Here is a 22327-nt window from a genome sequence, read left to right as displayed (position 1 = left end):
CGGGAAGACGCGGCCACGATTGCCGCGAATGGCGGCCATGCCGCCATCGCTCTGACGTCAGGTCACATCGCCTTGAGCATCAAATCCATCAGCTTCGACATGACCAGCGCCGCTTCCTGGCGGGTCATCTCCTGCCGGGACCCGAAGTCGACGGCCCCGTCCGCGAGCAGCTTCACTTCCGGCCCGTACAGTTCCAACGCCGCCATCGTCTTCACACTGTCCGCATACGTATCGTCGGTTCCCCCGGCCAGCTTCACGCCGCTCAGATCCGGGCGGGCATTCTCCAGAATCGGCGCCATGCCGCGTACGATCATCTCGGCCGCTTCCTGCCGGCTGAGCGTCTCCTCCGGACCGAACCGGTCTTCCGACACCCCTTCCGCCAGACCGAGCTCAAGGGCCGTCTGAATCTCCGCGCGGGCCCAATGGTTCGCCGCATCGGCGTACGCTGGCAGCTGCTCGGACAACGGATAGCCTAAGGTTCGCGTCATAAGGGCGATCAATTCCGCCCGTGTCACCGGCTTGCCCGGACGGAAGGTCCCATCCTTGAATCCCGCCGCCCGATCAATGGCCCGCAAATAATGAATATGCGATGCATAAGGGCTGTCCTCGGCCACGTCGCGAAAGGCTTGCTGCGTGATCTTCTGGGCGTAGCTGACCGGATTCCGGTATTTCAAATAATCGACGGTATGATCGGCATTCTCCTTGAAGGCAAGCAGCTTCCCCGCTTTATCCTCGAACAAAAGCGTATCGATCTGCTTCGCGGTGTGCCGCCCCAGCACATCCTCGACCAACAGCTCTCCGTCTCCCGTTGCCGTAACGGTGGTCTGCATAATTTTCAACCTCAGATCGAGATAGACCCCTTCCAGCCGCCGAAGCTGATCCATCGGCGTCCGAAGGAACGTCCGCACCTGCTCCTTCTTCGGATAGTACTGGTTCATGAAGGCGGCATACCAGTCCGAGCGCAGCATTCCTTCCGCATTGGCGGAGATGAATATGCCCGTCTTCTGATCCGGCAGCAGCCACATGCAGGAGGCGAAGCCGAGCAGATCGCCGCCCTTGGAAATCACATGCTGCCCGTTGGTGGCCGCAGGATCGAGCACATTCTCGAAGCCGTACGTCGCATCGGGGAACGCCGGATGTATCGGCTCGCGGTAGAGCTGCATGGCCTCGACCGTCTCTGGACGGAGAATCCGGCCGTGGTCATTGGCGCCGCCATTCAATTGCGCGATCATGAATTGGGCGATATCGCTGCCGGTCGTGTTCATCGCGCCGTCCGGCCCCTCCGTAGGCGTTACGCCATACACCGAAATCGGCTTGCCGCTAGGATCATAACCGTTAGCCAGCCGCTCCAGCACCTCCTTCGTCAGCAGAAAATCGCTGCTCGCCATCCCTAGCGGCTTGAAGATATGCTCCTTCATATATTGATGGAATGGCATCCCGGAGACTTGCTCTATAATATAGCCTTGCAGGATGTAGGCGAAATTGTCATACATATAAGCTTCGCCCGGCTTGCGAACCACCGGCGACATTCTTTCCTTAATATAAGATTGGATCGAGACCGTGCGGGACAGATCTTCCGGGAAATCGTCCATCGTCTCCAACGTAGCTTGAAAGCCAGACGTATGCGTCAGCAGATGATGCATCGTCACGGGCTCCTTGAACGGATTGTCAATGCGAATATCCCCCATATAGCGGTTGATATCGGCATGCAAATCGATCTTCCCCTGCTCCGCCAGCTGCATGACGGCGGCCGCCGTAAATACCTTGGAGACGGAGGCGATGCGGAATACGGTTTTATCCGGATCAACCGGCACCTTCCGTTCCATGTCGGCATACCCGTACCCCTTCTTCAGCAGCACTCTCCCATCCTTGACCACGACAACGACAGCGCCGCCGGCATCCTTCGGTTCTCTCTTTTCAAAAAAAGCATCCGCAAACCGCTCCAGTTCACGCGCATCGGCCGGACCGGATGGCCGGGCCTTAGCCGCCGCAGCGAATGTGGTCCGATCGTACCCGAGACCGGATAAGACCATTCCTGCAATGATCATGACTATCGCTCCTTTGACCGCTCTGTTCCTTATGTTCATCGTTCTCCCCATCCTTGGCTAATTTCTGTCTCTGACATGAATTGCCCTCACAGCAGGTACATCTGCAGCGGGTCAGTCGACCTATTGGATCCGTACGGAATATGTCTCGTAACCATCCTGGACGATCACAAGCTTCTCCGCCCGCTCCTTCCCCGCCTCAATCACGAACTTCACTTCAACCGGAATCAGCCGAACGAAAAATCTCGTATCACTGGCGGGGTACAGTTCCACGCGTGCCTTGCCGGCAACCTGCAGGTAGAGCCTGCCGTCCTCAATCGAGACGGACATTAGCGTGTCCCCCCCGTCCTCCTGCTGGTATAATCCGGTATAGCGCTTATATAAGTCCGTGTCGACGGCGGCAATCTGTCTCTCTAACGGCCGCTGCGGAATCTCATAAGGCTGGTCGAACAGAATTCGCTCGGCCGCTTCAATGACCTTGTGATCGAATTCCACGTCCTGCTCCCGGTTACGCAAATAAATCAGCGTCATATCGGTATCAAGATATCGGTTCAGGATGGAGGCGTAACCCGGCCAGCCGCCGCTATGGCTAACGATACGCCCCTTTCCATCCTTATCTTCTACGAACCAACCGAACCCGTAATCGAATGTCTCCCCATTGTTCAGGCGCACGGGAGCATACGCTTGCTCCAGCGATGGACCGTTGACAAGCTTCCGTTCTTTTAGTGCCCGGTCGAAGGCGAGCAGATCATGCACGTTCGAGCTCATCGCTCCATCCCCCTGGATGCCGTCAAGGAACATGGCGAAATTCGTCTCCGGCACAAGGTCGGGCAGCTCATACCGGGGGGAATGATGATCATAGATCGTCATAGCCCAGCTTGCCCTCCTCTGCCAGTACCATGATGCCCGCCGCTGTGAACGGCTTCGCCAGTGAGGCCAGATCGAATACCGAACCCGTCGTTATCTGCCGGCCTGTCGCCAGGTCGGCTTCTCCAAAGGCCCTTTGATAGATAATCTCGCCCTGCTCGGCGGCCAGGAAGACCCCGCTCATTCCTCCTTGTTGTTCCAACTTGCTGAACAATCGTTCTAACCGTTCCCGTTTCGTCTCCATTCCGCTCTCTCTCCTTTTCTATAGATGTCATCGCAAAGCAATATGATTCAATTAACTTAATTATTAAGACGACTTAACAATTGGACAAAGGAGAGCCCTCCCTCTCCTGCCCGGGGATGTTCATCCGATTCCCGCATGAAGCAATCAATTCGTCTCCGCCCTGCCCTTGCAATCCTTCTCTACGATTCCTTTGAGCTTCAAGATGATGTTCCTCAATGTCACAACTTCCTCATAATCGAGCTGGGAATAGTAGCGGTCGATAATGGTTCGCTCGAGCTCCTCCTCCCTGGCGAAATGCTCCTCACCGCGCTCGGCCAGGCGAACGAAGATTTCCCGGCGGTTGTCCGGATTGATCTCCCGGCTGACGTACTTCGCCTTTTCCAGCTTGCTGAGGATCTGGCTGACCGCACTGGAGGAGACCTTCATCCGCTCCGCAAGCTCGCTGACCGTCAGACGCCCATGCTTGTGAACGAGTTCGAGCAAGATCGTCTGCTTCGCTGTAATCTCGTTGTCGATCAGCGACTCATGAGCTTGAAGCAGCATGACATTCATGGCATAATCCGCTTCATTCATCTCCTTGACGAGACGGACAAGGTCATCGCTTGCCTTCTTCAATCATATCCACCACCTTAATAATTAAGTTATCTTAATTGTTTTATATTCTAATCCATTCCGTTCGGTTCTGCAACCCGGGCCATCGGAATGAAATCATTGGAGTTGGCAATAGTAAGAGCCTAAGGAGGTGCCGACGATGGAAAATACGCATGATTATGTAGAGAAGCTGAAGGAGACGCAGGAGAAGGCGGAGCGCAATCAGCAGCGGCAGGGCAAAGGCTCGCCGGGCAACAAGCTGCCGAACAAGCAGCACAGCACCAATAAGTAGAGGAAAGGCGAAGGGGGCGAGGGAACGACCGGGTCCCGCTCGATCCCCTTACAACTTGTTCATCCCCCTTGCTCTGCCTGACCTGGCGGGAGCAAGGGGGATGATACGTTACGGCAAAAAATAAAAAACGGCTATATTAGGTTGAGCAAGATCGCTGCGCCCAGAGCGGCAATTCGGGCCACATTCGTGATGATGAAATTTTTGACCGCCAAGACGAAGGTATGCTCCTTGGTCTGCTTCTGCCGGAAAGCGCGTATATTGCGCTGCACCGGTATCAGCGTGCACAGGACAAGCAGCAGAATAATCGGGTTGACCTTCAAGAAGAACAGGACGATAAGGTCCAGATAGGAAGCGTAATAGATGATGCGGAACAGGGCCAGCGCATTCGGCTTGCCGATATAGACCGGCAGCGTATACCGCTTATTTTCCACATCGTCTTCCATGTCGCAAATATTGTTGGCCAGCATAATATTCGCAATGCACAGAATCGCCGGTATGGAAATCAGGAACACCAGCAGCACTTCCATGATGTTGATGTCGATCTTCACATGCCAGTCTTCCAGCCACAAGGCCGCCAGCTGATGATCTTCCACATGAATATAGGTGGAGATGAAAATGATGACGAACCCCATGAACAACCCGGAGAACAATTCCCCGAGCGGCATGCGGGAGATCGGTACCGGTCCAAGCGAGTACAAAAAGCCGACCAAAAACGATAATCCTCCTAAAAGCAGGATCAGCAGGCTGGTCTGGAGGAACAAAACAACCCCCGCGCTTATCGCGATCGCGAGCAGCGCTATAATGGTGGCGACGACCGTCGATTCCTTCAATTTAAACTGCACAATCGCATTATGGACCTCATAGCCGTAACCATGGGTTTTGATCGCCTTTTTGTAATCGTAATAGTTATTGATGGCCGTGGTCGCCATATCGAAGGACAGCAGAGAGGCCAGCATCAGCAAGAAATGGCTGAATTCGAAGGACTGGAACCGAAATACGGCATACAGACTGCCGAGAAAGAAGGGGATCATGCTGGCTGTTTTGGTCTGGATCTCAACCAGCTTAAGAAAGCTTTTGATGGTCACGTTTCATACTCCTTTGCATGTACAGCACCCGTAGAGGCATCTTTCTGTTTCATCTTTTCCCCATAAACTTTACCACCAGATCCAAGGCCAGTCCAGTTCCTTGGCATCCCCCAAAAAAGCCGCGAAAAAGCCCGTAAAAACCAAGTCCGCGCACGCCGATTCATCTTGACAAGCTATTCTATCAATATTAGTCTAAAGGTAGATAGAACACTAGATTTTTCTTCCAATCGCATATCTATCCTAGTGATAAAGGCAAACCCATCGAAAGATGGCGACGCAAAGCTACAGGGGCTTCAGCGAAGAGGACTCGCTATGCCAGCCAGTTACCGATAGAGATAGCTTGACGTGTCTTTCGCGAACGTTTCCAAGCCCTTCTTACTTCGGTAAGCGGGGCTTTTTCATTAGGATGGACAAGCGAAGGAACCGGTCAACTCCGTATTGACAAAGGCAAACCTGTTGAAAAGCAGGGACGCAAAGCTATAGGGGCTTCAGCGCCGCCAGCGCTCAGCCAGCCAGCTACCAATATAGAAGCAGGCGCCGACTGCGCAAGCGATTCTATCAATCCGGACGGAATGGAAGAGTCGCGGAAGCAGAGACGCCAGGCTTCAGAGGAGAGATTGCGATGAAATGGGACAAGCGTCTGTTGGGCCTGCTTGTATTGGCCGTTATCTTGTTCACGGTGCCGGCCTATCCGGTTCACGCCGAGGAAGCCATTATCGATAAATTAGTCGTGCTGCCAAGCGGCGATTATAATGTCAAGGAAGCCGAAGCCATGAAGGAACGGTTGGCCAAGATCCCCGCCCGCATTCTGAACAAGCTGTATGACAAGGGCGTCAAAATCAAGCTGACGAACGACATCATTACGAACGAACCGGAGTTAAGTTATTTGAAGGGCGTTACGCCGCAAGGCTGGGAAGGCACCGGCATGACATGGGACGATGTTCCCGGCGTCAGCGAGCGTGTCGTCGTCGCCCGTATCGGTTACAGCAAGAAGGGACAGGGACACAATTCGTTCAATCTGGAAATTCACGAAACCATGCATGCGGTAGACCGCATCGTCTTCAATGAAATCAGCAGCACCGAGGAATTCAAGAACATTTTCAATCAGGAAGCGAACGTCAACTATAACGGGGACGGCTATGTATCGGTCCATCCGACCGAATACTTCGCGGAGACCGCCAGCTTGTATGTATACAGCGACGCCACGCGGGAAGAGCTCAAAAAGACGACTCCCCTCACCTATGAATTCATGGACAAGCTGTTCGCCAATCCATAATAGACACAGAAGCTCCTTCCGGGCAGATGCCTCGGAAGGAGCTTCTTGTTCATGCAGGCGAGCCTGCCTTATGGGTATACCCGTTCCGGTTGGATGGAATCCCACGACTCATAACCGTCCTCGGAACGGCTGTACTCGTGGTGGTTCGTCGCCTCCAACACGTCCGTATAGTACCATTTGCCCGGCTTGTTGTCCGGCCATTGCTTCGCATCTTCGTGGATATCGGCTGCCTTCACCTTCCGATTCAGCACACTGTTGATGAAAGCCATCGCTTCCGCCCGCGTAATGTACTGGTTCGGCTTGAAGGTGCCGTCCGGATAACCTTTAATCCAGCCTTTGTTGGCAGCCGATACGATATATTTCTCTGCCCAATGTCCGGAAATATCCGAGAACATGCCGTTCGCTTGATCATTGAGCTTGTCGAATCGGGACGCGATCGCGGCGAATTCCGCCCGCGTAATGGATTGGCCCGGCTTGAAGGTGCCATCCTGATATCCGGTGATGATGCCGGCCCGCTCCATCGTCGAGATATGTTTGTTCGACCAACGTTTCTTGGCTACATCCGAGAACGAATTCTGGTCGGTCAGATAGTTCACGCGGCTCTCATTCTCCATCAGGCGATAGAAGATGGCAGCGACCTCTTCCCGGCTAATCTGATTCTCCGGCTTCACCGTGCCATCCGGGTAGCCGTTGATGTAGTTGTAGTGATTCTCCATATCCAGCTTCGGCGGTACCGGCGGCAATGGCGGCACCGGAGGCAGCGGCTTCGGCGACGGCGTTATGGTATACGAGCTACTTTCGCCGGGATTACCCCCAGAACCCGGATCCGGATTGGACGAATTTTTCGTGTAATAGAAAATGTATTCCTGTCCTTCCGCATCGGTAAACGTGTACGTATCGCTGGACTTCACCGGCGTATAGCCGGATACCGAGACCGCCGTCAACGTCACTTGATCTCCCGGCTTGCCGCTCTTCGTCGTCGGCACAGCCAACTGCTTGCCCGTTCCCTGCTCCAGATACTTCACGGTCACCTGGCGCTCCGTCTGGGATGGGTCCTTTTTGTAGAAAATAGTAAGCACTTGCTCCGGTTCATCACTGAATGTATACGGATAACTTGGATGCTCAGGGTGATACACGGCGCCCGTGACCGTAATCGGAGACGTCCGATAGAGGAGCTGCTCGCCGGCTTTGCCTTTGACTCGATCGGAGTCTTTCAGCACATGGTTCGTCCCGGCTTCCAGATGGTTAATCGTCAGAAGCTGGATATCGCCATGCTCGCCCTTCACATAGTAGAACGTATACTGCTGATCAGGAGCCGTTGTAATCGTGTAAAGCTCATTGAATTTCAGCGGCGTGTATACGGCGTCTGTAACGGTAATCTGATCCGCTCTCAACCACAGCACGTCCCCGGCCTTGCCGGAATGGGTGGACGGAGCTTGCAGGGCCAGATTCGATTCTTGATCCACGTAGTGAACCGTTACCGTGTACGTCTCGTCTTCATCTACTTTGTTGTAGTAGAAGGTGTATTCCTGCTCGGTGTCTGCTGTAACTGGGTACTCCACGCTATAACGTTCCGGCTTGTATACAGCGTCCGTCACCGTAATGTCTTCCGCTGTCAACGTAATCGTCGAACCAACTTCCCCACTGCGCGAAGCCGACTCCTTCAGGGATTGTTCCGTCGCCCGATCCACGTAATGCACGATTACGGTTCGCTCTTCGCCTGCCGGATCGTCTTTGGTGTAGTAGAACGTATATACTTGGTCAGCTTCCGCCGAGAACGTGTACTCATCCGTCTCGTTTTCTGGGGCATAACCCGCGATCGGCTTCGCTTTCAGCGTTACGGTCTGGCCCGTTACGCCTTCAACCGTCGTTTCGTCTGCCAGTTCTTTATCCGTACCTTTTTCCAGGTATTTCACGGTTACGATCTGCTTCTCGGCCGTATAGTAGAAGATATAATTCGGATTTTCGCCAGCCTTCAGCTCATAATTCACTGCTTTCGGCTCTTCCGCTTCATAGCCCGCAATTTCTTCGGCTTCCAGCGTCAGCGTTTCTCCCGTCTTCCCTGTCTTCACGCTTGGTTCCAGCAGCTCCTTGCCTGTTGCCCGGTCTACGTAACGGACTTTTACGCTCTGATCCTTTGCCGTGTAATGAAAAGTTATCGTTACATCCTTGGCAGGCATCACGCCCGTTACATGCCCTTGGTCGACGCCCAGTCCACTGCCCTCGCTAACCCCGGCACTGGCGAACTCATATCCGGTGAAATTCTTGCTGCTTACATCAATGGATTCGCCCGGCTTTTTATCCGCATCGCTGCGCTCCAGCACCTTGTCTCCCGATTGGTGAACAATCGTAAGCTTGTTAGGGACATCGTTGTAACCGAACCAAATAATTGGCGATGGTTTGCTTACCGTTAAATCAACCTTCGTTCGATTCTCCCCAACTCTCAAAGTGTAACCTGGTACCGTTGGCGCAGGTATGGTATAGGATTGGCCGACCTCAAGCGCATCGCTTCCATTCTCCTCGTGGTAGCGGCTGTACAGCTCTTGGGCCAAATCCGGACGCTCGACTTCTTGACCGTCTGAATTGACCGGCTTGCCGTTGGCATTAACCGTATACGCCTTTACGAGAATCGAACCTTTACCCAAGCCCACTCTCGGCACTTCGAAATCCTTCGATGTACGGTCACCCTTGGCATCGGTGTAATTCATCGTCGTTGTCTTGTTAGTCGGGTACAATTGTTTCGGATCCGGGTTTTTAGAGTGATCCATTTTGACCCGGTAAGTAAGAGTCGCTGGATTCCCTTCCGTGACATTGCCGATGTTCCAATTCAACGTCTCGGTTTGCGGGTTCCAGGTGACCTCCCCTTGAGAGACCTTATAGTCGTCCGGGCCGAAGGAGCTTCCCTTCAACTTCAGATCGAACATGTCCCCCATAGGGTCAGTGACTACCGCATTTTCCGCGGCAAAGGCAATTTTGCTGGCCAGCTCGGAGAAAATTCGCTCCAGACTGTCGCTGCTGCCCGAATAATAACCTTTGTTCGCTACATCCTTCAACGTATTGGTTGCATTGCTATTGTTGCCGACATCCAACCCGATGGAATAAATGCCGATACCCGCATCGTGGGCCAGCTTGGCTTCGGAAATCGTGCCGATCCCATTATCAAATACGCCATAACCATTAACAGAATAGGAATCATTAAAGGTACATCCAAAAATACTGCAACCGTACCTTAATTCATATCTGCTGCCCGAACCAATTATCTTATTGTCGCGATAATCAAAATCTGAGAGTGCATAATTGTGAGCATTGTTACCCCATGATCCAGGGACTGCTTTGCCGGCCTTGTAACTGTACGTAGGCTCCCCGTCACTCAGCAGAACGATCACTTTGTTGTTGGCCCGGCTTGTCTTTAAGAGCTCCTGAGCTTCGTGCAGTCCGGCCTGAATATTCGTTCCCCCGGTCGCCTGTATATTATCAATGACACGTTTCAACTCCGTCTTCTGGTCAAGGCCTTTGAAATCAGATACCTGCTGAGAAGTCTTATTGAAGGTTACGACTGCAATTCTTGTTTCCGAGTCTTCAATCAAGAGATTGTCAACGAATTTCTTGGCTGCGTCCGTGGCCTTCAGCAATCGATTCTGGTTCGGTTTCTGGGTCATACTGCCCGACTTGTCGATCACGAGCACAATATCCGAGGAGCCCGATTTCAGGTTCTTGCCTTCGATTGTCAGTGTAATATCCCATTCATCCAGCTTGCCTTCGACCGGGTTCGCTTCCTTCGTGAGCTTCACGGCTCCCGGACTCGGCCACTCCAGCTCCCCGGAATTCGCCGCCTGGGCGCCGAGCGTGCCCGGAATCGTCCCAAATGCGACACTCAACATACACAACCATGTGACTACTAGTCTGAATCGGCGTTTCATAGTTTCCTCCTCATTTTTTCATCTGAGTCCTCCTTTGCAGAGTAAAATTGCCTCCTCACGTCTTATTTATATCGTTCGGCGGGCCAAAAATACCGCGGAGAACCGCCCTATGAAAAATAAAAAAATCCGGCTGCAATTTAACGATTGTTAAATGCAGCCGGACGATCATAGGCCTGGGGGCCTTTAGATTCCTAAGCTTTGCGGCCTAATCTTTCGATTAGTGTGCCCTATGTAATTGGCGTATCCAAGCATACCCAGCTAAAGTACTAGTTAATGCTCAATATATCGGTCTATCCACCATTTGTCAATTCCCTTTTTCGAAATTATGGCGCATTTTCAAATACTACACAAATCCCGAAAATCCCCTGGAATTGACCATGTACTCTTCCAGCGGATGGACCTGTCGAAAGAGGCCGACGCCAAGCTACAAGGACCTCTGCAACGATGACAAGCTCTCGGCTAATCCATAATATACATAGAAGAAGCTCCTCCCGGGCAGTTTGCCGCGAAAGGAGCTTCTTGTTATGCAGACCAGCCTGCATTAAGGATAGATTCGATCTGGATTAATAGTGGTCCAGACTTCATAGCCATCTTCGTTGCGGGTATATTCGTGATGGTTGGCCGCTTCCATTACATCCGCATAATACCATTTCCCCGGCTTATTGTCCAGCCATTGCTTCGCATCCTGTTGTTCTTCTGTGATAATGTCACCCTATAACTGTTCTGAGATAATGTCACTATGGGACAGGAGATATTGACATTGACGAAAGCAGAAATGAAGAAGGTACTCGTTGTGGAGAAAATCATAGATGGGCGGATGACCAATAGGGAGGGAGCGGCAGCGCTGGGTTTATCAGAACGCCAAGTCATTCGGCTAAAGAAGAAATACCAATCCGGAAAAGGAGCACAAGAACTTATACACAAGAATCGGGGGAAACAGCCTCATCACGCCCTTCCCAATGAAGTGAAGGAACGAATCGTTGAGCTGTACACAGCCAAGTATTACGGAAGCAATTGCTGCCACTTCGCAGAGCTTCTTGAGGAGCATGAATCGTTGACACTGAGCGCTTCCAGCGTGAGACGTATCCTTCTGGCTAGTGGGCTCAAGCAAGCCAAGCAGCGGCGTCGCAGTAAAGCCCATCCGCCACGGGAACGCAAACCGCAAGCCGGCATGCTGTGGCAGATTGACGCAACTCCTTATGCATGGTTGGAGGATCGGGCTTCATCCTTTACGCTGCATGCTGCGATTGACGATGCAACAGGTACCGTTGTCGGTGCCGTCTTTCGTCCGAACGAATGCCGGGAGGCCTACTCTCTAGTCATGCAGCAAGGGATAGAAAAATACGGGGTTCCCCTTGGGCTTTACAGTGATCGGCATACGATTTTCCGGTCGCCTAACGAAAAGCTGACGCTCGAGCAAGAGCTCGCTGGGGAGACCAAACCGCTCTCCCACTTCGGCAAAGCGATGGCTGACTTGCATATTGAGCACATCAAGGCAATTACACCGCAAGCCAAGGGACGGGTAGAACGCCTCTGGCAAACATTTCAGGATCGCTTGGTGATCGAACTGCGGCTTCTTGGCATCAAGACGCTGGAAGAGGCGAACGCGGCTCTGCCCAGCCTATTGCAGAAGCACAATCACAAATTTGCCATAGAGCCAAAAATGACCGATTCGGCTTACCTGAAGCTTGATCCGTCTATCGATTTAAATCATGTGTTCACGCTTCGCAATTATCGGCAACTCGGGACCGGAAACACCCTCTCGTACAACGGAAAGTGCTATACCCTTGCCCAGCCTGCTTCCCTTCGTCTGGATGCAAAAACGACGGTTGAAGTGCGGGAGACGTTAACAGGGGATGTATTGTTGTGGCACCAAGGCCAGCCCTGGGCACTCAAAGAAACTCAGAAGCCACAGCGCAAGACGTCTGGATCAAAAAAGGCGAGTTCTGCGTCGCCACGCAAACCCGCCCAGAATCATCCGTGGAAAACCACGTATGATAACACTAAAAATAAGCGTACCACAAAAAACAGTTCGTTCCAAGATGCAATGTATTCGCAACATAATAGCTATGCAGAGGTCACCTGGTAAGGCTGACCTCTGATCACACAAGTGACATTTTCATAGCACAGTTAAAGTGACATTTTCACAGACGATTGACAGCCATTGCTTCGCATCCTCGTGGATATCGTCCGCCTTCACCTTCCGATTCAGCATCCTGTTGATGAACGCCATCGCTTCCGCGCGCGTAATGTGCTGGTTCGGCTTGAAGGTGCCGTCCGGATAGCCTTTGATCCAGCCTTTGTTCGCAGCCGACACGATATATTTCTCCGCCCAATGCCCGGCAATATCGGAGAACATGTCGTTCGCCTGTTCATTGAGCTTGTCGAATCGGGACGCAATCGCTGCGAATTCCGCCCGGGTTATGGAACGGCCCGGCTTGAAGGTACCATCCGGATAGCCGGTAATCAGTCCGGCATGTTCCATCGTCGAGATGTGTTTGTTCGACCAACGGCCGCTGGCTACATCCGAGAAGGAGTTCTTGTCGGTCAAATAGTTCGCGCGGCTCTCAATGTCCATCAGGCGATAGAAGATCGCGGCGACCTCTTCCCGGCTAATCAGGTTCTCCGGCTTAATCGTGCCGTCCGGATAGCCGTTGATATAGTTGTAATGATGCTCCGTTTCCAGCTTCGGTGGAGCCGGAGGCAATGGCGACACCGGAGGAAGCGGGTCTGTTGGCGTTTCTGTAGACGAACTTCCGCCCGAACTACCGCCGGAATCCGGATCCGGATTGGACGAATTTTTCGTGTAGTAGAAAATGTATACCTGTCCTTCCTCTTCGGTGAACGTATACGTATCGCTGGACTTCACAGATGTGTAGCCCGACACCAATACTGCCGCCAAAGTAACCTTGTCTCCGGGCTTGCCGCTCTTCGTCGTCGGCCCAGCCAGCTCTCTGCCTGTGCCCTGCTCCAGATACTTCACCGTCAGTTGACGCTCCGTCTGTGAAGAATCCTTGATGTATTGAATAGTAAGCACCTGATCCGGTTCGTCAGAGAAGGTATACCTGTAACTTGAATGCTCTGGATGGTAGACAACGCCCGTTACCGTTATTGGAGCCGGTCGATACAGAATCTCCTCTCCTGTTCTTCCTTTGACTTGCTCAGAGTCTCTCAGCACATCGTCCGTCCCGGCTTCCAGATGGTTAATCGTCAGAAGTTGGATATCACCGTACTCTCCCTTGACGTAATGGAACGTATACTGCTGATCCGGAGCCGTCGTAATCGTATATAGATGATTGAATTTCAGAGGCGTGTATACGACATCTGTTACCGAATATGCGGCATCTGCTTCCGAGTACACGACATCGGTTACCGTAATCTGATCCGCTCTCAACCACAGAACTTCCCCTGCCTTACCTGTAAAAGTGGATGGAGCCTTCAACGCCTTATCCGATTCTTGATCCACGTAATGGACAGTTACCATGTACGTCTCGCCCTCATCTTCGTTATAGAAGAACGTGTGCTGTTGGTTGAAGTCGTCTGTGATTACGTAATTGAAGGTATAGCTTTCAGGTTTGTATACCTTGTCCGTTTTCGTAATATCTTGCGCAGTCAATGTAAGTTCTGACCCGACTTTTCCGACATAAGGAACCGATTCCTTCAAAAATTCATTGTTCGCACGATCCACATAATGTACGAATACGATACGATCTTCACCGATGCTCTTGTAGCGGAAAGTGACGCTGGCGTCGGCTGTTATATTGGTCAGTTCCTTGGTCTTCTCGTCGGTTAACACATACCCGGAGACATGTGGAGCATAGGCCGTGAAGCTGCCTCCCCTTGGCGCCTGGAAGCTCTCCTCATCAATCGTCGCTCCCAGATCGTCTACCGCCTTCACCGTTATCGTGACGACATCCTTCTCATACCGGAAGATGATTTCCTTATCGGTTCCTACTATCGCCTCCTGGGTGGTGGCTGTGGTCAGCTTCCAGCCCAGGATGTCCGGCGCCGCCGCGGTGATGGTTTCGCCGACGGTTCCGCTCATCACGTAGCTTTGCAGCACTGCGCCGTCTTCCGACACCGCTTTGACTGCCACTTCATCTTCCGCCAGCGTTCTGTACTGGAAGATGACTTCGCCGCTGCCGGCGATGACGATCTGGGACGGGCTGCCCACCAGCGCATAATCCGTGACATCTAGCGCGCCTATCGTGACCGCCTCGCCCTTGCGCTGGCCGGTTACGGTGCTGGTTTGCAGTTCAGCGCCCGTCAGATAGTCTGTCGCCTTGACTGGGATATCCACGGTATCCTTCGTATACTCGTATTCCACCGTCAGCGCGGTTCCCGTGTAGGTCACTGTTTCAGCCATACTGACAGCCGTGTAATGATCCGCCGTCAGGTCTGGAACCGGGATTTCCCGCGTCTCGTTGACCGCGAATGTTTCGCTCATCGTTTTGATGATGCGGCTGCCTTCCTTCAGCACAACCGTGACATTGCCGCTCGCCTGGCTGTACGCGAAGGTCAGGCTGTTGTTGGCGCTGCTTACGTCCGCGATCGTCTGCGTGATCGCTCCCTCTAAATTGTAGCCTGAAACGTATGGCGCGTTGTAGCTGAAGCTTTCTCCCGTGGTCGCCGCCACATTGAAGCTCGGCGCGATCTCGGTGCCGCTGCCGTCCACCATGTGGATCGTAACAGCTGTCGCCAGCGTTTCATACTCGAAGATGACCGTTTCGTTGTCCTCTCCTACCGTGACGCTGGCCGGCGAGGAGCTCATCAGCTTGTATCCTTTGACCTCAAAGGCATCGACGTTAAAGTCTCCGCTATTCTTCGGACGGGTCAGCTCATAGCTGTACAGCTGGTTGTTGCTGCTGTCTTCGCCACGCACTGTGATGTTGACCAGATACTCGTCTACTGCTTCCTCAATCGGCACATACTTGAATGTCGCCGTGTCGTTGGCAACCAAGCTGCTGAATGCAACACTCTGGCTGCTCTTCAGTACATACCCCGGAATATGCGGCGCATACGCCGTGAAGTCTGTACCCTTCGCCACTACGTAGCTTGTTACTACGCCTGCAGGTGCTGCGATATCCGCTCCGCTGTTATAGTTCTCCAGCTTCAGCGTCACCGTTACTGTGTCCGGTACATACTGGAACACTGCTTCCCCAGGCACTGTTACCCTTTGCGAACTAGCCTCGCCACTTGCAAGCGCCCAGCCCGCCAGCTCCGGTGCATTCACCGTTACGCTGTGGCCAATCGTGCCTGTCATTGCGTAGCTGTACAAGATCTCCTTCGTGACACTGTCTACCGCCTTAACGAGTACTTCGTCCTCTGCCTTGGTCACATATTCAAATGTTACCGTCGTGCTGTTGTCAGCTTTCACGATTACCATCTGGCTCGGGCTGCTCACCAGCTTGTAGCCTGGCTGATCCTTCGCTTGGAACTCCGCCGTTTCGCCTACGCGGTAGCTCCCTGTCTGGGTGCTCATCGTCACATGGTTCGTCGAATCAGTCACGTCTACCAGATTCACGGTCACATTTGCCATGTTCTTCTCATAGTAGAACTCAACCGTCTGTGACTTTCCGTCGTAGCTCACGTTGTGCTCGTTCGGAGAGATCAGCGTGTATCCTTCGTTAGTCAGATCCGGTGCCGTGATGGTCAGCGGGCTGTTGTTCAATGTTACTTCTGCGCTGTCGGTCCGGATAACCGCACCGTTCGTATCTGTCTCCTTCAGCACGATCACTACGTTACCGCTAGCTTTTTCGTACTTAAATGTCAATGTGTTGTCTGTATCATTTACGCTTGCGATCCTCTTCGTGATCGCTTCCGTACTCAACAGGTTGTAACCTGGGATGTACGGCGCGTTGTAACTGAACGCCTGACCCTTCACTGCAGGTGCAAGAATTTCCGTAAAGTTCGGAACAGGCGTCGTTCCGTCAGACATTACTGCCTTAATCGTTACCGCCGTGCTCAGGCTCTCGTACGTGTAGGTTACCTGGTTCACGCTACCGTCCAGCGGCACCGTTACCGTATCAATCGGTGCAGTCGTTCCGTTAACAGAATTCTTCGCCAACTCGTAGCCGCTCACGTCAAACGCCGTCAGGTCTGTCGTCATTGTTCCAGTCGTATCTTTCGTCTTCGTCACAACATAGCTGTACAGCTGGTTGTTGCTGCTGTCCACGCCACGCACTGTGATGTTGACCAGATACTCGTCTACTACTTCCTCAATCGGCTTGTAGTTGAATATAACGGTATCATCTTGTGTGACCGTAATTGTCTTACTGGCTTCGCTAACGATCACATAGCCAGGAACATGCGGCGCGTACAAAGTAATATCTGTATTGTTAATTACTTCATGAGTTGCCGGATAACCACTGACAAGCGTTGAAAGATCGTTTGCAAGAGTTGCGTTATCCTGAAGCTTAACCGTAATTGTAGATTTGTCACTCACATATCTGAATTTGACTACATATGCCGACGTTGCTGTATCTGCGAGATTGACTTTTACAGGCGTAATATGGTCTGGCGCTGTATCTGCCAACTTCCATCCGGAAAAAGAAGGAGCGCTGACAGCGACAGAAGTTAAAGTACCATCCATCGCATACGTGTCAGTATGACTCGTAATCTCCCTCTCGACGCCGTTCTCATCCAGATAGTAGGCTATCCAAGTAATCTTGCCGCCGCTGGTCTGTCTATACCAGAACTTGACCGTAATAGCGCCTGTGGCATCGTTAGACACATATACCGCTTTACTGTTGTCTCCGGTAAGCTCATAGTAAGCTAGAGCAGCCGCATCCGTTGAAGTAAGAGCGTTAATATCATAGTAGGCGCCTACTCCGTGGGTGAGGGTCTTGGAAGCAATCAAATGATTCGTATCAAGATCATAGGCTTCAACAATAACGTCACGAGTTTTTCTCTCATAACTATAGGTCAGTGTCACATCGTTGATGCCGTCATAAGATGCAGCCGATGCCGTTCCGCTACCCGGAACTAACTTGTAGTTGGCAAGGGCTGGTATTTCGCTGGTCGACGGAGCGTTGGGGTCCGTGAAGTCTATCGTGTCGCCGTTTGCAATATTCCGTCCGGCACTGCCAATTTCAACATTGCTCCCGTCTTCCTTGGCAACAACCGTTAACGCTCCTGTGTTCTTGGTGTAATAGAATTTGATCACGTTATCTGCAGCGGTTGCACTGACAGACGTAATTGTACCTATTCCACCCTCAGGCAGCTTATTAGTATGCCCTGATATTACCGGGGCCTGATAGGAGAAGGCCTTGCCGATTTCCGCTGGCACCTGGAAGCTGGTGAAGCCTTCAACAGGAATCGTAGTCAGGTTAGTTCCTTCACCATAATAAGCTTCAATAGTGACCGCCGTCATATTGGAAGCATATTCAAACACTACAGTCTGATGCCCAATCTTTGGATCAACAGTAATCGGATTATCGCTGCTCTCGTTTACCGCTACCGATTTGGTCAGTCCGGATGCCGGATCATCAGCGGCAGCCAAATCGTTTACCGGTTTGATTACACCGTTAGCATCCTTATACTGCAGCGCCTGACTGGAGACCAGTTGATAGGCCGCCTGCGGGAACGCTGTAACTTCAAACTGTTTATCATTTAAGCCCTTGTTAATAACATAGTTATAGAACTCGACATCTCCCACTTTTCCGATAACCGTAATAACATCGGTTCCAATCTGTCGGGATATGAATTTTCGTTGTAATCCTCATCATAATAGAAACAAAGTTTTTGCTCATTGTTGCTATCAAACTTATAGTCAAAATACCATTGACCGGTATAGCCATACTCCGTCAACACGTCTCTTGGAGGAGTATCGTATTCTCCAGTATCAAACAGCCACTGGCTGGATGGAGTAAATTCGTTGGCGTGTACACTTCCGGTATCTGCCACATATACCAGACCATATTGGTCATACCACGGGTTACCTGGGCCGATATCTTGACCAATGCCGTAAAGTTCCCGCTCATTCAACACCACTTGAGAACCGCTGGCCGTAACCGCGACCCATTGGACTGTGATCTTCCCTTCCAAGTCGTCCGGAATCCCGTTATTATTTGCATCGACCATGTAGAAGAACGTCACCACATTACCAAACTTGCTGACATAATCAATGTTAGCGATCGTTTCATTGGTACGAGTGCCTTCATCAATGTCCGTCGCAGTAGTGTAGGTATCAAGTCTTACCTGTACAGGGACGTAGCCAGGAATGTCCGGAGCAAGTTTGCTGTAGGTATCACCCTCGATTTTCTTCGTGGTGGTATCGTCAAGCATCGGATCGCCGTTCTCATCGACAAGCTTTCCACCGTCAATAGTTTGATACCGCTCACGGATCAGTCCTTCGTCCTTGTCAGCGACGCCGTTACCGTTCGCATCGATATCATAATAGAAGTTTAAGATATCGCTCTTGTGCTCAAACTCATAATTATACGTGATCGGCAAGCTTGGGAAGCCATGATTCAGCGCATCATTCGCGGCACTCCAATTGCTCTTCTTTGTCGCAGATTCGTTAAAAATCCAGCTTAAGCTTCCTGGCGTCTGTGTAGCGCCATGGGTATCGCCCTCATGATCACTAAATACTTTCTGATCGGCTGGATTTTTCCTTCCGTCGCCGATATATTTGTCACTGCCGAGTAATGTTGTACTGCCGTCTTCATTCACGCCAATCCAGTTGACATTTAACCAGCCCTCATACTCGTCAGGAATTCCGTCATTGTTACTATCTACTTTATATACATAGTAAACATCCCAGTTATCAGTCACTGGTGAAATAGTTACCGTAACGTTATTACCATAGGAGCCGTACTGTTCCGGGTATACTTCTACCCCGTCCCCGTTGATGTTTTTTGTCCATGCTGCAACCGCCACGTGTCCCTTGATATCATGAGCGGTCTTATTATAATCTTCACCGTTCTTGATTTGGGCGGAGGAATCCTTGGCAATCTTATTGCCATCCTTGGTATCCAACACAAAGTGCTCCGTAACGGTCTTCATTCCAGCCTCATAGACAATATAAATTTCCTGACCAAGCGAAACGGTTGGATTAAAGCCCTCCGGGAAGGAGCAGGCTACTAGATTATTGATATCGGGACTACCACCAGCATCAACTAGTATGTAACCAATCGGCTTGTCATCAGGATCTTCTGGCAATGGCGGCGTAAATGGGCTATGTCCCTGAATGAAAGGAATGCCGATCGGAGCGAAGGAGCCGACATCTTCAGGATTGGCCCTGAATACGGAAAGGTCATCTTCCCATACATTTATATTATTCAGGTCTGTGTCGATATAGTGTAATTTGACTGTCCCCCATTTGCTAGGGTCTTTAGCATAGGTATAAGTGAATAAAGCATAATATTTTCCATCAGAAGCTTTATAATACATTACCTCGTTAGCTGAATCATAGTAATAAGTGCCGTCTGAAGAATACCGGGTATCAGGCAACAGTGACGTATCTACCCCATCCAGGCGGTCCTCTTTCTCCTGATAGATCTCACTGTTAAGAGGAATCTCTACAACCTGTGCTGCCTCATCCGGTCTTAACAGCCAGAGGTCAACAGTATCAGGGTATACTTTAACGGAATCAATGGATTTCTCAGGTACAAAGTTCCCGTCACGGTCATAATATAAACCGTATAACCTGGTATTCGGCCCCTCGTATGGCTTGCCGCCATACAACGTGAAGTTCAAATTGGCGTCTACTTGATAGTTAACGTCAGTCTTGTCAAAATGATCATTATTATACTCTTCCTTTACACCCTTATGATACAGCCTGATCGGTGTAAGGAAGGTTCCGAACTCGTAAAACATGCGGTTTGTATACTTTACACCCGACTTGGAAGTCACTGACTGCAGCAGGATAACACTGTTGTCATTCACAGTCATTGTGTAACTGCCAGTTGTCGTTGTCGGAGTCATAGTGCCGCTTTTTCTTGTATCTGCCTTTTGCGTATACAGCTCATTAAATATTTCTTCTGTGACTATTTCCGATACGTAGTTCTGGAAATGCGGATAGCTCTGGGAGGCAATGACTACTTGTCCTTTATCATTCTTGTTGTTCAGAACAACCTCGTTCCCCCATTCACCCAATCCGCTATTAAATTGTTCAACTACTTTTTTGTAATAAGGGTCGTTGTCGTACAGCATGACATACTGGACTTCTTGCAGTGTAGCCCCGGCTGGTGTCGTGACATTGGCGGTCAATGTCGCGCCAGAGTCCACGAGATTCGCAACCTGAGTCCCGTCAAGGTACTTATCCTTGTAAATGATTTTTTTCTCATAGACGATATTTCCGTATGCGTCTACTACAGGCTTACCTGATGTATCCAATACAGGCGTAGTGGATACGTCGGTAGCGGAAATTGAGGTAAACAGGCCCCTAGTCTTGGGAAAGGTTGCAAGTGTCAACTTTGACGAAGTGCCTGCGGTATAGTTACCCTGCTCCCACACATTTCCGTTAATATCAATAAACAACACGCCGCCATAATGGCCGCCGGATGTTCTGAGAATTTTCCCTGCATTGGCATCAGCCGGCAGGACACCCTTGGTTAAATAAGTTTTAAAGTTACCTACACCAATATCGGTGTTGTACCGGAGTTCACCTGTTGCGTAAATATTGCCCTCGCTGTCCACCGCATGGAGATTCCAGGCATATAGCCCAAAGTCGACAAATTTGGGTGCCTCTGTATTCGTAGTGGACGTACTGGAGGTCCTGATATAGTCGACTCTCTTCGGCGCGTTGAGACGGTTTTCAGCAGCTAAATGGCTCCCTGTAATTCCCTGCCCGAGGATACCGCTGTTGGTACTAAAGGCCCAGTTAGCGCCCCAGGTCCAAAGGTTGCCGTCAGCATCCAGCATAGCAAAGGAGCCAACACCGGCATCAATCTTTACAATATTACGAGGCAGTGTTTGTATACTAGATGTAGAATGCACCGATGTAACCTTCTTAGGTCTGTATGAACCGCCGGAAGCCAGCATCAGAGCGTCGCTGTTTCTGCCCACGCCCCAGGTCCAAATATCACCGTCTTCCGTCAGCGCGATCCCCGCGCCACCATGGGTGTCGGTCCAATCGGTAATCTCGGCCGCAATAAATTTGATGCTGGAAATATCGACATTGTTCGCCGCATCGGCGGTGTTACCTATATTTGTGGTGCCTGTTGTAATCTTTGTAGGTATTCGTAAATTTGTGGTAGTGTTCATGCCCTCAGCTGCATCTCCGGCACGTCCCCAATACCACAAGTTCCCGCTCTCACCCACCGCTATGCCGCTATAATGTCCGCTCGCGATATACACGGCTTTTTCGGTAAGAGGAACTTGTGTGAAATACGAACAGTTTGATGTAGAGTTATTGCCGTTTGCATAGTTATTTCCAGCACCAGCCGACCAGACATTTCCGTCCACGTCAAGCAGCAGAGAGTTCTGATATCCAGCAGCGATCCGCTTTATTTTCGGCAATGGTGCCCCGGTATTGGTCTGGGTTACTTGTATTGGATCTGTATGCGTGCCCTTAGACCCAAGTCCCTGTTTATTGTTGACATTCTCCCCCCAGGCCCAAACCCGGCCTTCGTCATCAAGGGCAAGCTGGTGATAAGAACCTACCGCGACTGAAACAATATTAACATCTGTTAATTGCTTAAACGACATTTGGGCCTTAGCCGTTGGAGTAAACAGAAGGCCCTCGGGCAGAAGCCCTAACAACAAAGAAAATAATAGGGTCATGGATATGACTCGCTGCAGTTTACGAGTACCACGTCTCATATTTATCTCACATCCTTATTTTACAATCAGTCCCTAAAAACAATGTTTTACGCTAACACACACATACATCCGTCATAATTTAACGCTGCAATCTTTTTTCTACCCAAGAAAGACTAGACTTAGAATGATTCGAGGGGTAGTTTTTTTAAATACTGAAACTATTTGGAATCAGTCAGTTGTGAAAAATAACTTACAGTTCAGGCACCTCCTCCCCGCGGCAACTTTATCGCCAAAAGATAGA

General features: G+C 51.1%; 11 protein-coding genes and 3 riboswitches. Of the genes, 3 read left to right on the top strand and 8 right to left on the bottom strand.

The window, feature by feature from the left end; all coding sequences use genetic code 11:
• Positions 1-62 precede the first annotated feature (62 nt).
• From OCY70_RS08370 to OCY70_RS08355, 4 genes are all read right to left on the bottom strand, one after another.
• The gene (locus tag OCY70_RS08370) at positions 63-2048 is read right to left on the bottom strand and encodes a beta-lactamase family protein (protein ID WP_261944759.1); all 1986 of its coding nucleotides are present in this window, start codon (positions 2046-2048) and stop codon (positions 63-65) included.
• Positions 2049-2168: 120 nt separating this feature from the next.
• Positions 2169-2915 carry a serine hydrolase gene (locus tag OCY70_RS08365; protein ID WP_249725511.1) on the bottom strand — a complete coding sequence of 249 codons (747 nt, stop codon included), beginning with the start codon at positions 2913-2915 and terminating at the stop codon, positions 2169-2171.
• Positions 2902-3156, bottom strand: coding sequence for a serine hydrolase (locus tag OCY70_RS08360; protein ID WP_249725512.1), 255 nt, complete (start codon positions 3154-3156; stop codon positions 2902-2904). Before OCY70_RS08360 ends, OCY70_RS08365 begins: the two co-directional genes overlap by 14 nt.
• A 144-nt stretch (positions 3157-3300) precedes the next feature.
• On the bottom strand, positions 3301-3771 hold the full coding sequence (locus OCY70_RS08355; protein WP_213430316.1) for a MarR family winged helix-turn-helix transcriptional regulator: 471 nt from the start codon (positions 3769-3771) through the stop codon (positions 3301-3303).
• 136 nt (positions 3772-3907) lie between these two features.
• Between OCY70_RS08355 and OCY70_RS08350 the strand changes: the two genes are divergently transcribed.
• Positions 3908-4039, top strand: a complete 132-nt coding sequence (locus tag OCY70_RS08350; RefSeq protein ID WP_006676166.1) for a DUF4023 domain-containing protein — start codon at positions 3908-3910, stop codon at positions 4037-4039.
• A gap of 131 nt (positions 4040-4170) precedes the next feature.
• On the opposite strand, the gene menA is transcribed toward OCY70_RS08350, so the two are convergent.
• Complete coding sequence (menA, locus tag OCY70_RS08345; RefSeq protein WP_213430317.1) at positions 4171-5124, bottom strand: 1,4-dihydroxy-2-naphthoate polyprenyltransferase; 954 nt, start codon at positions 5122-5124, stop codon at positions 4171-4173.
• A gap of 241 nt (positions 5125-5365) precedes the next feature.
• Positions 5366-5455: riboswitch (cyclic di-GMP riboswitch) on the top strand.
• A 105-nt stretch (positions 5456-5560) separates the two neighbouring features.
• A riboswitch (cyclic di-GMP riboswitch) is annotated at positions 5561-5648 on the top strand.
• 98 nt (positions 5649-5746) lie between these two features.
• Here menA and OCY70_RS08340 point away from each other — a divergent pair.
• Positions 5747-6400: an anthrax toxin lethal factor-related metalloendopeptidase gene (locus OCY70_RS08340; protein ID WP_213430318.1), complete on the top strand. Its 654-nt coding sequence runs from the start codon at positions 5747-5749 to the stop codon at positions 6398-6400.
• Positions 6401-6468: 68 nt separating this feature from the next.
• Here OCY70_RS08340 and OCY70_RS08335 read toward each other — a convergent pair whose 3' ends face one another.
• Positions 6469-10320, bottom strand: coding sequence for an S-layer homology domain-containing protein (locus tag OCY70_RS08335; RefSeq protein WP_213430319.1), 3852 nt, complete (start codon positions 10318-10320; stop codon positions 6469-6471).
• A gap of 149 nt (positions 10321-10469) precedes the next feature.
• Positions 10470-10557, bottom strand: a riboswitch (cyclic di-GMP riboswitch).
• 523 nt (positions 10558-11080) lie between these two features.
• Here OCY70_RS08335 and OCY70_RS08330 point away from each other — a divergent pair.
• Positions 11081-12409: an ISNCY family transposase gene (locus OCY70_RS08330; protein ID WP_261944557.1), complete on the top strand. Its 1329-nt coding sequence runs from the start codon at positions 11081-11083 to the stop codon at positions 12407-12409.
• A 30-nt stretch (positions 12410-12439) separates the two neighbouring features.
• Here the strand turns inward: OCY70_RS08330 and OCY70_RS08325 are convergent, their stop codons facing one another.
• Together OCY70_RS08325 and OCY70_RS08320 are read right to left on the bottom strand one after the other, a co-directional pair.
• Positions 12440-17977: an S-layer homology domain-containing protein gene (locus OCY70_RS08325; protein ID WP_213430048.1), complete on the bottom strand. Its 5538-nt coding sequence runs from the start codon at positions 17975-17977 to the stop codon at positions 12440-12442.
• Positions 17932-22047, bottom strand: a complete 4116-nt coding sequence (locus OCY70_RS08320; RefSeq protein ID WP_261944757.1) for an RCC1 domain-containing protein — start codon at positions 22045-22047, stop codon at positions 17932-17934. The genes OCY70_RS08325 and OCY70_RS08320 overlap by 46 nt, the downstream gene beginning before the upstream one ends.
• Positions 22048-22327: the final 280 nt, after the last annotated feature.

The organism is Paenibacillus melissococcoides, from assembly GCA_944800085.1.
GTDB lineage: Bacteria > Bacillota > Bacilli > Paenibacillales > Paenibacillaceae > Paenibacillus_B > Paenibacillus_B melissococcoides.
The sequence above is the reverse complement of the archived record's forward strand: the minus strand, read 5'-3'. Positions and strand labels throughout refer to the sequence as shown.

Excerpts from the sequence above, each read along its gene's own strand:
- OCY70_RS08365 (WP_249725511.1), bottom strand. The coding sequence starts at position 2,915 with ATGACGATCTATGATCATCATTCCCCCCGGTATGAGCTGCCCGACCTT.
- OCY70_RS08320 (WP_261944757.1), bottom strand. The coding sequence starts at position 22,047 with ATGACCCTATTATTTTCTTTGTTGTTAGGGCTTCTGCCCGAGGGCCTT.
- OCY70_RS08340 (WP_213430318.1), top strand. The coding sequence starts at position 5,747 with ATGAAATGGGACAAGCGTCTGTTGGGCCTGCTTGTATTGGCCGTTATC.
- OCY70_RS08360 (WP_249725512.1), bottom strand. The coding sequence starts at position 3,156 with ATGGAGACGAAACGGGAACGGTTAGAACGATTGTTCAGCAAGTTGGAA.
- OCY70_RS08335 (WP_213430319.1), bottom strand. The coding sequence starts at position 10,320 with ATGAAACGCCGATTCAGACTAGTAGTCACATGGTTGTGTATGTTGAGT.
- OCY70_RS08370 (WP_261944759.1), bottom strand. The coding sequence starts at position 2,048 with ATGATCATTGCAGGAATGGTCTTATCCGGTCTCGGGTACGATCGGACC.
- OCY70_RS08350 (WP_006676166.1), top strand. The coding sequence starts at position 3,908 with ATGGAAAATACGCATGATTATGTAGAGAAGCTGAAGGAGACGCAGGAG.